Annotated in this window: 16 protein-coding genes; 8 read left to right on the forward strand and 8 right to left on the reverse strand. The window is 66.6% G+C overall.

What is annotated here, in order from left to right; all coding sequences use genetic code 11:
- The first annotated feature begins 34 nt into the window (after window positions 1-34).
- On the forward strand, window positions 35-577 hold the full coding sequence (locus tag HFK18_RS21250) for a hypothetical protein (RefSeq protein ID WP_025878402.1): 543 nt from the start codon (window positions 35-37) through the stop codon (window positions 575-577).
- 136 nt (window positions 578-713) lie between these two features.
- Here HFK18_RS21250 and HFK18_RS21255 read toward each other — a convergent pair whose 3' ends face one another.
- The 5 genes from HFK18_RS21255 to msrB form a co-directional block, all read right to left on the reverse strand.
- Window positions 714-989, reverse strand: coding sequence for a DUF4031 domain-containing protein (locus HFK18_RS21255; RefSeq protein WP_180167766.1), 276 nt, complete (start codon window positions 987-989; stop codon window positions 714-716).
- Between the two features lie 13 nt (window positions 990-1,002).
- Window positions 1,003-1,494 carry a hypothetical protein gene (locus HFK18_RS21260; protein ID WP_180167767.1) on the reverse strand — a complete coding sequence of 164 codons (492 nt, stop codon included), beginning with the start codon at window positions 1,492-1,494 and terminating at the stop codon, window positions 1,003-1,005.
- Window positions 1,495-1,627: 133 nt separating this feature from the next.
- The gene (gene motB, locus HFK18_RS21265) at window positions 1,628-2,602 is read right to left on the reverse strand and encodes a flagellar motor protein MotB (RefSeq protein ID WP_180167768.1); all 975 of its coding nucleotides are present in this window, start codon (window positions 2,600-2,602) and stop codon (window positions 1,628-1,630) included.
- A 3-nt stretch (window positions 2,603-2,605) separates the two neighbouring features.
- Window positions 2,606-3,460, reverse strand: coding sequence for a flagellar motor stator protein MotA (motA, locus tag HFK18_RS21270; protein WP_012509934.1), 855 nt, complete (start codon window positions 3,458-3,460; stop codon window positions 2,606-2,608).
- 101 nt (window positions 3,461-3,561) lie between these two features.
- A complete protein-coding gene (gene msrB, locus HFK18_RS21275) occupies window positions 3,562-4,029 on the reverse strand; it encodes a peptide-methionine (R)-S-oxide reductase MsrB (protein ID WP_088099857.1) in 468 nt (155 codons plus the stop codon).
- 137 nt (window positions 4,030-4,166) lie between these two features.
- Between msrB and HFK18_RS21280 the strand changes: the two genes are divergently transcribed.
- Together HFK18_RS21280 and HFK18_RS21285 are read left to right on the forward strand one after the other, a co-directional pair.
- On the forward strand, window positions 4,167-4,541 hold the full coding sequence (locus HFK18_RS21280; protein ID WP_180167769.1) for a classical arabinogalactan protein 4: 375 nt from the start codon (window positions 4,167-4,169) through the stop codon (window positions 4,539-4,541).
- Between the two features lie 379 nt (window positions 4,542-4,920).
- Complete coding sequence (locus HFK18_RS21285) at window positions 4,921-5,073, forward strand: lana protein (protein ID WP_089238441.1); 153 nt, start codon at window positions 4,921-4,923, stop codon at window positions 5,071-5,073.
- 57 nt (window positions 5,074-5,130) lie between these two features.
- Here HFK18_RS21285 and HFK18_RS21290 read toward each other — a convergent pair whose 3' ends face one another.
- Complete coding sequence (locus HFK18_RS21290) at window positions 5,131-5,610, reverse strand: Lrp/AsnC ligand binding domain-containing protein (RefSeq protein WP_089241164.1); 480 nt, start codon at window positions 5,608-5,610, stop codon at window positions 5,131-5,133.
- 149 nt (window positions 5,611-5,759) lie between these two features.
- On the opposite strand from HFK18_RS21290, the gene HFK18_RS21295 reads away from it, so the two are divergent.
- The 3 genes from HFK18_RS21295 to HFK18_RS21305 are packed head-to-tail and all read left to right on the forward strand — an operon-like array spanning window position 5,760 to window position 8,419.
- Window positions 5,760-7,064 (forward strand): D-amino acid dehydrogenase, encoded by a 1,305-nt coding sequence (locus HFK18_RS21295; RefSeq protein ID WP_025878410.1) that lies wholly within the window; start codon window positions 5,760-5,762, stop codon window positions 7,062-7,064.
- Window positions 7,043-8,113 (forward strand): alanine racemase, encoded by a 1,071-nt coding sequence (alr, locus tag HFK18_RS21300; protein ID WP_180167770.1) that lies wholly within the window; start codon window positions 7,043-7,045, stop codon window positions 8,111-8,113. The genes HFK18_RS21295 and alr overlap by 22 nt, the downstream gene beginning before the upstream one ends.
- Window positions 8,114-8,155: 42 nt before the next feature.
- A complete protein-coding gene (locus HFK18_RS21305) occupies window positions 8,156-8,419 on the forward strand; it encodes a hypothetical protein (protein ID WP_180167771.1) in 264 nt (87 codons plus the stop codon).
- Here HFK18_RS21305 and HFK18_RS21310 read toward each other — a convergent pair.
- The gene (locus HFK18_RS21310) at window positions 8,350-8,916 is read right to left on the reverse strand and encodes a DUF3016 domain-containing protein (RefSeq protein WP_089238446.1); all 567 of its coding nucleotides are present in this window, start codon (window positions 8,914-8,916) and stop codon (window positions 8,350-8,352) included. The genes HFK18_RS21305 and HFK18_RS21310 overlap by 70 nt on opposite strands.
- Before the next feature lie 249 nt (window positions 8,917-9,165).
- Between HFK18_RS21310 and HFK18_RS21315 the strand changes: the two genes are divergently transcribed.
- Window positions 9,166-11,151 (forward strand): ATP-binding protein, encoded by a 1,986-nt coding sequence (locus HFK18_RS21315; protein WP_257216364.1) that lies wholly within the window; start codon window positions 9,166-9,168, stop codon window positions 11,149-11,151.
- 51 nt (window positions 11,152-11,202) lie between these two features.
- On the forward strand, window positions 11,203-11,496 hold the full coding sequence (locus HFK18_RS21320; protein WP_180167773.1) for a DUF3247 family protein: 294 nt from the start codon (window positions 11,203-11,205) through the stop codon (window positions 11,494-11,496).
- Window positions 11,497-11,581: 85 nt separating this feature from the next.
- Here HFK18_RS21320 and HFK18_RS21325 read toward each other — a convergent pair whose 3' ends face one another.
- Window positions 11,582-11,845, reverse strand: a complete 264-nt coding sequence (locus HFK18_RS21325; RefSeq protein ID WP_180167774.1) for a hypothetical protein — start codon at window positions 11,843-11,845, stop codon at window positions 11,582-11,584.
- Window positions 11,846-11,915 lie beyond the last annotated feature (70 nt).

The following is an 11,915-nucleotide window of genomic DNA, read 5'->3' on the forward strand; positions in this document are numbered from 1 at the left end:
TAGAATGCCCACCTGCTCCCGAGGATGTTCCGCCATGCCTGACAACAGCGACTATTTCGACTTCGAGGAAGACGCCCACGATTTCGACGAGGACGACTTCGAGGCGCGGGTCTGGAATCTGCTGGTGCTGATCAATCCGGGCGACGAAGAGCTGGCCCTGCAGCAGTTCAACCGCTGGCGCGAGCATCTGTCCGAGGACGGCCAGCCGCTGGAAGCCGACAGCGATTGGCTGCCGGCGCTGTTCACCGCCATCGCCTGGCAGTCCGGCTTCGAGGTCGAACGAGATGACTTCGATTCGCTGCAGTCGGCGGTGAACGAGCTGTCAGCGCGCTTCAACCTGCAGCTGGACTGGGGTGGCGACCTGGACGATGAGGACTTCGCCGCAGACCTGGACGGCGTGCAGCTGATGAGCACCGCCTTCGACCGCCTGCGCGAGCACAACTACACGCTGTGGAGCGTGGATGCCGGCAACGACGGCTTCAGTGGCTGGATGGCGCTGACCCGCGATGACGACGCCCTGCTGGCGCTGTGCTCGCTGCTGAACGTGGAAGTGCGGCTGGGCAGCGACCCGTTCTGAGAGTCACCGGTAGCGCCGGGCCATGCCCGGCGGCTTCTCGCCGCGCTGGATGAATCGTGTCCAATGTGTCGCGGCAGGTTCCGCGCGCATTGCGATGCGTTCATGCCAATCGCGCCCTCGTGTTCCTTGGGCGCGCCTACGGCCGGTACTGCGCCCTGGCATTGGCGATCACCGCTTTCACCTGCGCGCGATCCACGTGCCGGGAAATCGCCACCGCGCCCAGCGCCAGCGCCTGCGCACGCAGCTCGGCGGTGACATCGTAATGCGCCCCGCTGGCCTTGTTCTGGAAGGCCCGCGAGGGAATGCCGAGCTGCGCCGCCATCGCGTGCAGCTCGGCCAGGGTATCGGCCATCAGGTGCGCCCAGCGCTGACCGCGCCAGGGATGCACCGCGTCATCGACGTAGACCGACACCGCCGCCGCCGGATCAGGCCTGCGGCTTGCCGTCGGCGTCGGCGGCCGTAGCGGCCTCGGCGTCGGCAGTATCCGCAGCCGCTTCATCGGCAGCGTCGCCTTCGGCGGCTGCGTCTTCAGCCTGCTCGCTGGCGAACTCGGCCACCAGCTTGTCCAGGTACTCCTCGGCGGTCTGGCCTGCTTCTTCGGCCAGGGTGTCGAGCAGCTTCTGCATCAGCTCGGAATATTCCAGGGTGACCTTGCGGCCTTCGGCTTCCTGCACGTTGGACAGGTGCTTGAGCATGGCCAGCATCGGCACCGGGTTGTCGGCGTTGCCCATGGTCTGGCCACCGATGGCCAGCAGCCACTCGCGGCCCTGCAGGCCGATGGCGGCCACGGCCTGGCCGTCCTCGTTGACCAGCACGGCATGGTTCTGCACCTGCTGCTGGGCGTTCAGACGGAGGAACGGGCGCTTGGCCTGGTGCTTCTTGCGCTTGTCGCGCTTGGCCTTGGAGGACTGGGACATGGGGTGGGATCACCTGGAAACGGAAAGACCGCCATTGTACTGGGTGCCGCGCTGCGCGCTCGCCGGGCATGGCCCGGCGCTACCTTTGGGCGTTGGGATCCGGTAGCGCCGGGCCATGCCCGGCGGAAACCGGTCAGCGGTCAGAGCCCTTTCCTGCAGAAAGGGATCCGACCCCTGCTGGCCCCTGCGCGGCCTGCACGTCCGGATCCACGGTGGTCGCCGACAGGCCCACCTGCGGTCCGGCGCCGGCCAGCGCGGCTTCTTCGGCGGCCTTGGTCATCACCACGATGCTGATGCGGCGGTTGATCGGGTTCTGCGGATCGGTCCTGTCGAACAGCACCGACGAAGACAGGCCGACCACGCGGGTGATCTTGCTGTCGTCCATGCCGCCATCGATCAACGCGCGGCGCGCGGCATTGGCGCGGTCGGCGCTCAGTTCCCAGTTGCCGTAGCCGCGTGCGGCCGAATAGGCGGTGATGTCGGTGTGGCCGGTCAGGCTGATCCGGTTCGGCACGTGGTTCAGGTACTCGGCCAGCTCGTGCAGGATCTGCTGCGTGTACGGCTTCAGGGTGGCGCTGCCGAGGTCGAACATCGGCCGGTTCTGCTTGTCCACGATCTGGATGCGCAGGCCTTCCGGGGTCAGGTCCAGCAGCAGCTGGTCCTTGAACGGTTCCAGCGCCTGGCTGCGGCTGATCGCCTCCTGCAGCTCCTTCATCAACGCTTCCAGCTGCTGCTTGTCGCGCTGCTGTTCGTCCACCGGCTGCGGTATCGCCTTCTGCTGGTTCTGGAAGGGATCGTTGCTGTTGCCACGCGAGACGTCGGTGGCGCCGCCCAGCTTGATCATCGAAGTGCTGGCGCCGCCCGGTCCGGCCATGCCCGGTGCAGGCGTCGCGCTGGAGCCGACCAGCGGGCTGGGGTTGCGGAAGTATTGGGAAATGGCCGCGCGCTCGGGCTTGCTGGTGCTGGCCATCAGCCACAGCACCAGGAAGAAGGCCATCATCGCGGTCACGAAGTCGGCATAGGCCACCTTCCACGAACCGCCGTGGTGGGCGGCGTGGCCGGCCTTCTTGACCCGGCGGACGATGACGGTGGGCTTGGTCTCGGCCATGGCTTACTTGACCGTCTTCAGGTGCTGCTCGAAGTCGGAGAACGCCGGGCGCACGTTCGACGGCAGCGTCTTGCGGGCGAACTCCAGCGCGATCTTCGGGTTGTAGCCGCGCAGGCAGGCCAGCAGGGCAGTTTTCACCGACTCGTAGATGCGGCTGTCCTGCTCGGCGCGGGCTTCCATCGCCGACGCCATCGGGCCGACGAAGCCATAGCCCAGCAGGATGCCGAGGAAGGTGCCGACCAGCGCGCCGGCCACATGGCCACCCACTTCGACGATGTCGCCGCCGATCGAGCCCATGGTGATGACGATGCCCAGCACCGCCGCGACGATGCCGAAACCGGGCAGGCCGTCGGCAACCTTGGTCAGTACCTGCGACGGCGCCATCGCTTCGGCGTGGTGCTTTTCCAGCTCCAGCTCCAGCAGCGGCTCCAGCTCGTGCGGCTCGATGTTGCTGCCGATCATCAGGCGCAGGCAGTCGGTGATGAAGTCGATCAGGTGGTGGTCGGCCTGCACCTTCGGGTAGTTGCCGAACAGCGCGCTTTCGGCCGGACGCTCGACGTGGTCTTCCAGCGCCATGAAGCCTTCACGGCGGGCCTTGTTGAGCAGTTCGTACACCAGGCTGAGGACATCGATGTAGTCCTGCTGCTTGTAGCGCGGGCCCTTGAACACGCCGACCATGGCCTGCAGCGTCTGCTTGACCGTCTTGGCCGGGGTGCCGACCAGGAACGCACCCAGCGCGGCACCGCCGATGATGACCAGTTCGTAAGGCTGCCACAGCGCCCCAAGGCGGCCGTGTGCGCCGAGGTAGCCGCCCAGCACGCTGATGATGACGACCAGGAATCCAACGATGATGAGCATGGCGCGACGCAAGGAGGGGGGATATCTCCTTGTCGGCCTGACACCGGTGTTTCTGAAGAGGGAATTCTGTGAAGTCGGTCAGCGGGTCATTCCGGCGCGTGTCAGCCCGCCACGCCGGCTTCCGCGCCGCCACGCTGCAGCGGATCGGGCCACGGCTCGCCGTTGCCGGTGAATGAAAGTGAGACCGAGTTCAGGCAGTGGCGCTCGTAAGTGGGCGGCGGACCGTCCGGGAACACATGGCCCAGATGGCTGCCGCAGCGGGCGCAGGTGATCTCGGTGCGCACCATGCCGTGGCTGCTGTCGCGGATCTCGCGCACATGTGCCGGGTCGAACGGAGCGAAGAAACTGGGCCAGCCGGTGCCCGAATCGAACTTGGTGCTGGAGCGGAACAGCGGCAGCGCGCACAGCCGGCAGCAGTAGACGCCCTCACGCTTGTTGTCGAGGAACACCCCGCAGAAGGGTGCCTCGGTGCCATGCTGCAGCAGCACGCGGCGCTCCTCGGCGCTGAGCCCGGCGACCAGGGCGTCGGTCTGCGTGGCGGTGGGGGGCGTCAGATCGAAAGCGCTCATGCCGGCTCTCCGTGGGGTTGTGGCCTGGGATGCCGCAGACGTGGGGGTGTCGGCACGCGCTTGCAAGTGTGATGGCCGTTCATGGCCGGCACACAGGGGCAGGTGCAGGGTGGATAGGGTCCACCCTGGAGCGCGCCATGAAACCCCGCCTGGTTCTACTGTTGACGGCCCTGCTGCCTCTGCTTGCCCAGGCCCAGGTGCCCACCGGCAATCCGACCGCCACCCGCAGCAGCTCGACGCTGGCACCGCCGCGTGTAGCCCCGCCACCGCAGGCATCGCGCCCGCAGCCGCAGGTGCTGCCCTCGCCGCAGCCGGCCCAGCCGATCCGCTCGACCGGCCCGGCCCAGGTGACCCCCACGCCCGCACCGGCACTGCCGGACAAGGTCTACGACCGCAACGGCCGCATCGTTCCCGGCGTCAAACCGGTCGGCCCCAACCGCGTATTCGACTCGCGCACCGGCCGCTACTACGACAGCGTACCCACCGGCGACGGCCAGCAGATCAAGCGCTGACCCCAGCGCCCCAAACCGATCGCGTACCCATAGAGAGCGCAGCGACCCGCTGTCGCTCTTTTTTCTTTTTCTTTTCCGTGGCTGGTGCCCGCATGAACCTGTCCAAGGCCGGGCGGGTGGGCTGTGCAGGGACGTATTCACGGCGCCCCCTGCACAGCCCACCCGCCCGGCCAACGCGCAGCGCCGCACCAGGCTCCAGCCACGAGGGGCTCAGCCGTTGGCAGGAAACCCGCCACCCACATGAACGCCGGAAAACAGCCCCCGCCCTGCACACCCCGCATCACCCGTTTTTCGCCTGCGATTAACCGCGCCAGGACCACGGTGGACCTGCGCCGGCATCCCCGCCGTCGCGCTTCCCTCGTCCCCTTGGAATACGATCATGGCCAACCAGCAGAACCGTCATCCCGGCAAGGAACAGCAGGGCAAAACACCGCAGGACCAGCAGCGCCAGCAGCAACAGCAACAGCAGCCGAACGAGCAGCAGAAGAAGAATCCGCAACAGGGTTCCATGAAGAACCCGCAGCAGCGCTGATGCAGCCAGGGGCCAGAGCCCGTGCTACGGGATCTGGTCCCGCTGCCGCCGGTCGATTCAGTCGGGAATCGGCAGCGACCAGGTCTCCTTGACCTCCTCCATCACGATGTAGCTCTTCGATTCACGCACATGCGGCAGGGTCAGCAGGGTGCTGCCAAGCAGCTTGCGATAGGAGGCCATCTCGCTGATCCGCGCCTTCAACAGGTAGTCGAAATCGCCCGACACCAGATGGCATTCCAGTACGTTGGGCAGCTTCAGCGCCGCCCGCCGGAACTCCTCGAAGATGTCACCGGATTTGTAGGCCAGGCTGATCTCCACGAACACCAGCAGGCTGGCTTTCAGCGCCGATGGGTCCAGGTGGGCGTGATAGCCGGTGATCACCGCTTCGCGCTCCAGCCGGCGTACGCGCTCGGTGCACGGGGTGGTCGACAGACCGACCCGTTCGCCCAGCTCGGTGAAGGAAATGCGGCCTTCGCCCTGCAGGATGCGCAGGATCTTGCGGTCGATCTTGTCCAGTTCGCGGGGGCGGGTGGTCATGGCCGTCAACCTTGAGGAATGAATCAGAGGAAAATATCCTGCCTGCATTCCTAAAATCAGGCAAATCACCTAGGAACGGAAGAATATACTTCCCCGATTGTGGCCCCTGCGCACCCAAATGCAGGGAATGATCGGGTTGGAGAATTTCCATGCGAGTCCTAGTTCTCGGCAGCGGCGTGATCGGCACCACCAGTGCCTGGTACCTGCGACAGGCCGGGTTTGAAGTCACGGTCGTCGACCGCCAGCCCGGTCCCGCGCTGGAAACCAGCTTCGCCAATGCCGGCCAGCTGTCCTTCGGCTACACCTCGCCGTGGGCCGCCCCGGGCGTGCCGAAGAAGGCCATCGGCTGGCTGTTCGAAAAGCACGCACCGCTGGCGATCAAGCCGGGCATGGACCTGGCCCAGTACCGCTGGCTGTGGCAGATGCTGCGCAACTGCACCCACGAGCGCTACGCGATCAACAAGGCGCGCATGGTGCGCATGTCCGAGTACAGCCGCGACTGCCTGAACGAGCTGCGCGCGCAGATCGGCATCGATTTCGAAGGGCGCGACCTGGGCACCACCCAGCTGTTCCGCACCCAGCAGCAGCTGGATGCATCAGCGCAGGACATCGAGATCCTGGCCCAGTACGGCGTGCCGTACGAAGTGCTGGATCGCGCTGGCATCATCAAGGCCGAGCCCGCGCTGGCCCACGTCGATGGCCTGGTCGGCGCGCTGCGCCTGCCGCGCGACCAGACCGGCGATTGCCAGCTGTTCACCCGCCGCCTGGCGCAGATGGCGGCCGAAGCGGGGGTCGAGTTCCGTTACGACCAGGACATCACCGGCGTGGAATTCGACGGTGACCGCATCACCGGCGTGCGCATCGGCGGCAAGCTGGAAACCGCGGACCGCTTCGTGGTCGCACTGGGCAGCTATTCACCGGGGCTGGTCGCGCCGCTGGGCATGCGCCTGCCGGTGTATCCGCTGAAGGGCTACTCGCTGACCCTGCCGATCACCGACCCGGCGATGGCGCCCACCTCGACCATCCTCGATGAGAGCTACAAGGTTGCGGTGACCCGCTTCGACAACCGCATCCGCGTCGGCGGCATGGCCGAAGTGGCTGGTTTCGACCTGTCACTGTCGCCGCGTCGCCGCGAGACGCTGGAGCTGGTGGTGCGCGATCTGTACCCGAAGGGCGGCGACCTGGCCAAGGCCGAGTTCTGGACCGGCCTGCGCCCGGCCACGCCCGACGGTACGCCGGTGATCGGCGCTACGCCGTTCCGCAACCTGTTCCTCAACACCGGCCACGGCACGCTGGGCTGGACCATGGCCTGCGGCTCGGGCCGCTACCTGGCCGACCTGATGAGCGCGCGCCAGCCGCAGATCAGCACCGAAGGCCTGGATATCTTCCGCTACGGCCAGTACCGCCACGCCCCGCAACATGAGAACCGCACATGCGTCCTGCCCGCGCGCTGATCGATCTGGGCGCACTGCGCAGCAACTACCGTCTGGCCCGTGAACTGGGTGGTGGCAAGGCGTTGGCGATCATCAAGGCCGATGCCTATGGCCACGGTGCAGTGCGCTGCGCGCAGTCACTGGAAGGCGAGGCCGACGGCTTCGGCGTGGCCACGATCGAAGAGGCACTGGAGCTGCGCCAGGCCGGTATCCGTGCACCGATCCTGCTGCTGGAAGGGATCTTCGAGCCAAGCGAAATGGCGCTGGTGGCCGAGCATGACCTGTGGTTCTCAGTCGGTTCGCCGTGGCAGCTGGAGGCGCTGGCCGCGTTCGACAGCCCACGCCCGCTGACGGTGTGGCTGAAGCTGGACAGTGGCATGCACCGGCTGGGCCTGGACGTGGCCGGTTTCCGTGCCGCGCATGCTCGTTTGTCTGCACTGCCGCAGGTGGCGCGCATCGTACTTATGACCCACCTGGCACGCGCCGACGAGCTGGACAGCGAGCGTACCCATGAGCAGGCCGCGACCTTCGTCGAGGCCATCGAAGGCCTGCAAGGCGAGACCAGCGTCTGCAATTCGCCGGCGCTGCTGGGCTGGCCTGACGTACGCAGTGACTGGGTGCGCCCGGGCCTGATGCTGTACGGCGCAAACCCGCTGCCGGACAACAGCGAGCTGACCGCGCGCCTGCGCCCGGTGATGACGATGCAGTCCAAGGTGATCGCCGAGCGCTGGATCGAGGCCGGTGAGCCGGTCGGCTACGGTGCGCGTTTCGTCGCCAAGGCACGCACACGCGTGGGCGTGGTCGCACTGGGCTATGCCGATGGCTATCCGCAGTTCGCGCCCAATGGCACCCCGGTGCTGATCGATGGCCAACCCGGTGGGCTGATCGGCCGCGTGTCGATGGACATGCTGACCGTGGACCTGACCGCGCATGCGCAGGCCGGCGTCGGCAGCGTGGTGGAGCTGTGGGGCACTGCGCCGACCCTTTCAGAGTTGGCGCCGCGTTGCGGTGTCAGTGCCTACCAGCTGCCGTGCGGCGTCAAGCGCGTGGCACGTGTCTACCAGGATTGACCGGCTCTGGTAGCGGCCGACCTTGGTCGGCGCTTTGAATGTGTGTCGACCAAGGTCGACACCTACCGGATCGATCAGGCGCTGCGCACGGCTCTGGTAGCGGCCGACCTTGGTCGGCGCTTTGAATGTGTGTCGACCAAGGTCGACACCTACCGGATCGATCAGGCGCTGCGCACGGCTCTGGTAGCGGCCGACCTTGGTCGGCGCTTTGAATGCGTGTCGACCAAGGTCGACACCTACCGCGCAGCGGTGACGCGCGAGGTCAGCTGGCGCTTCACCCAATCATCGATCAGGCGCTTTTCATAGCGCAGCGGATCGGTATCGCTCTTCAGGCCGATGTTGTGCAGGTAGCCGCTGTCGCTCAGGCGGGCGTCGCCTTCATCGATGATGCGCCCGCTGGCATCCTTCAGCGTGTACTGCAGGGTGATCCGCGGCGGGTAGATGTCGCGCATGATCCGGATGTCGCTGCCACGCGGGCCGTGCCAGGGCTCGTAGTCGCCCGCGCGCTTGATATCGACCAGGGTCACGTCCAGCGTCTGCCCGGCCTGCAGTGGCTTGGCGGCGCTGGTCTGCACGTAACGTGCCAGCTGCTGCACCCAGTCCCCACGTTCAGCCTCGAAGCGGTTGCTGCTCTGACGGAGCTCGGTGAACTTCGCCGGATCGTCCCACTTCACGCTGACCGGGCCATCGGCCTGCAGCGCACGCGGTGCGTCGGGCGCGGTTACCGTGCGCGGCGCGGCGGCCACGCTGCCCACGGCAAGCATGCCGGCCAGCAGCAGGGCGGTTGAAAGCGAACCTTTCATGGCAGTCTCCTGCGTCCCCGAAGCGGGGAGGGTGATGATCTCGGATCGAGTGTGATCCCGCTGGAGGGCCGCAGCAATGGTCAGTAGCGTCAAATGCGTCAACAGTTGCCGCCAATTCATGGTCGTCAACCGTGACTGACGGCGCTTGACGCTGTGAATACGCGCTCTGGAAGATGCTGTACCTCCATCCGGTCTTTTCTCCCCACGCCCTTGTCCACACTGCCGCCCCTCGTGGAGCGCTCACCCTTGATGGTGCCGACGCCCGAAACTGACCTGCACCATGGCGTGCTTGAGCGCATCAACGCAGGTTTCTGTGTGATCCAGGTGCTGTTCGATGGCGACGAGGCGATCGATTACCGCTTCCTCGAGGTCAACGACGCTTTCGAGCGCCACACCGGCCTGAAGGATGCCTGTGGCAAGCGCATGAGCGCGCTGGAGCCGCAGCACGAAGGCGACTGGTTCCGCATCTATGGCGAAGTCGCCCGGACCGGGCGGCCGGCCCAGTTCGAGATGGATGCCCGTGCCCTGGGGCGTACGTTCGCCGTTGATGCTGTTCGGGTGGGGCGGCCGGGCGAGGACAAGGTCGGCATCCTGTTCTTCGATGTGACCGCGCGCAAGCAGATGGAAGTGGAACTGGGCGAGAGCGAGGCCCGTTTCAGTGCGTTGGCCGATGGCCTGCCGATGCCGGTGTGGGTGCTGGATGAGCGCGGCCACGCCCGTTTCGTCAACAGTGCCTTCAGCGAATTCTTCGGCGGCGACGAGAACCGCGTGCCGGAAGATGTCTGGCGCGGCCTGGTGCATCCCGACGATGCCTCGGTGTTCGAATACGAACTGCAGGAAGCGCTGAAAGCGCAGCGTTCGATGCACGCGCTGGTGCGCGCCCGCCGTGCCGATGGACAGTGGCGCTGGCTGGAAATGAACGCCCGTCCGCGCTTCTCGCGGATGGGCCGCTTCATCGGCCTGGCCGGCAGCAGCCCGGACGTCACCGAGCGTCGCGAGATCGAACTGGCGCGCGAAGAGCTGCTGCAGTCCGAGCGCGCCGCGCGCAGTGCGGCGGAGAACATGGCGCGGCTGAAGGACGAATTCCTGGCCACGCTGTCGCACGAACTGCGCACGCCGCTGACCACGATCCTGGGCTGGAGCGAACTGCTGCTGCAGCGCGTCGATTCCACCAGTCCGCTGTACAAGGGCTTGGGCGTGATCGCCAACAGTGCCACCGCGCAGAAGCGGTTGATCTCGGACATGCTCGATCTCAGCAGCATGCTGCTGGGCAAGGTGCAGCTGGAAGTGGAAGTGCTGGATCTGCGCGACCAGTTGAACGAAGCGATGGGCGCGCAGGAGCTGGTGGCCGAGGGCAAGGCGCTGGACGTCACCCTGCAGCTGCCGTCGCAGGCGTGCCAGGTGCTGGGCGATGCCACCCGCCTGCAGCAGGTGTTCTGGAACCTGCTGTCCAACGCGATCAAGTTCACCCCGGCCGAAGGCCGCATCGACGTGCAGCTGCAGGCCGATGGCAACTATTGGACGATCACCGTGCGCGATACCGGCGACGGCATCGCACCGGAGTTCCTGAACCACCTGTTCAGCCGCTTCCGCCAAGCCGACGGCACCACCACCCGCCGTCATGGCGGTCTGGGCCTGGGCCTGGCGATCGTGCAGCAGCTGGTGGAGCTGCACGGCGGTACGGTCAGCGCGGCCAGCGATGGCCACGGTCACGGTTCCACCTTCACTGTGCGCCTGCCGCAGCACCTGCCCGATGCCGAACGGCGACCGCTGCGTGAGGTCGTCAGCGGTCCGATCCTGGAACCGATGGTGGTCGAACCGTACCCGCTGCGCGGCCTGCATGTGCTGGCGGTGGAAGATCAGCCAGAAGTGCTGGAGTACCTGCGGCGCATGCTGGAAGAGCAGGGCGCCAGCGTATCTGCGGCCAGCTCTGCGGGCGAGGCACTGGCGCTGCTGGCCGACAATGGCCACCTGCAGTACCACGTGCTGCTGACCGACATCGGCATGCCGGGCATGGATGGCTATGGCCTGGTGAGCACGCTGCGCGAGGACCTGGGCGTGGATGCCACGGCATTGCCTGCGGTGGCGGTGACGGCACTGGCGCGTGCTGATGACCGTCGCCGTGCGTTGGCCTCGGGCTTCCAGGAGCATGTGGCCAAGCCGTATTCGGTGGCCCAGTTGGTGGGTGTCGTGCGGCGCGTGCAGGCCACGCGCGGGGACAGCCTGCTGCACTGAGCATTCACGGCCAATCGGCGATCCTGCATGCCTGCACGCAGGAGGTTGTCGATGTCCCGTATTGCTCCCCGAATCCATACCGATGCCGCGCAGATCGCGCGCCTGGAAGCCCTGCTGCCGCAGTTGCACGGGGAAACCCAGGTCCAGCTGACCCTGCACGACGGCCGCCGCCTGCTGGGCACGGTTGCGGTGCAGCCGACGCTGCAGCAGTACCGCAATGACGCCGGCGACGAAGGCAGCAACGGCCAGCTGCGGCTGGACGATCTCGATACGCCGGTGCAGCAGCATCACGTGTGGCTGGATGAAATCGCCAGCATCCGCGAGCTGCCGCCCACGGCGCCTTGATCCGATGTAGAGCCGAGCCCATGCTCGGCTGCCGTTTGCGCGGCTGTGCCGCCGCCCGAGCATGGGCACGGGCGCTACAGGCCTGTCAGTGCTCGAACAGCGTTGCCGTCGCCTCGAACCTGCGCGCATAGGCGCGCTCCTCGGCTACCCGGGTCACTTCCTCGTCGGCCAGATCCGGTGCCCCATACACGGCGTAGGCCACACTGCCATCGGCGCCGTGGCCGACCTGGTGCAGGCGGTAGCGGGAGTGACCACCGCCGGTATCCTCCGGGTAATGGACGGGGGGATGGCTGCCTTCCAGGTCCATTTCACTGTTGTCGACAACACCTCCGACGAACAAGGCACGCATGCAGGATCTCCAGGAGTTGCGGGGAGCTTCTACCCTGAACGCTGGCATGTTGCTGCGGCATCAAGGCAAC

The organism is Stenotrophomonas sp. SbOxS2, from assembly GCF_013416715.1.
Taxonomy (GTDB): Bacteria; Pseudomonadota; Gammaproteobacteria; order Xanthomonadales; family Xanthomonadaceae; genus Stenotrophomonas; species Stenotrophomonas lactitubi.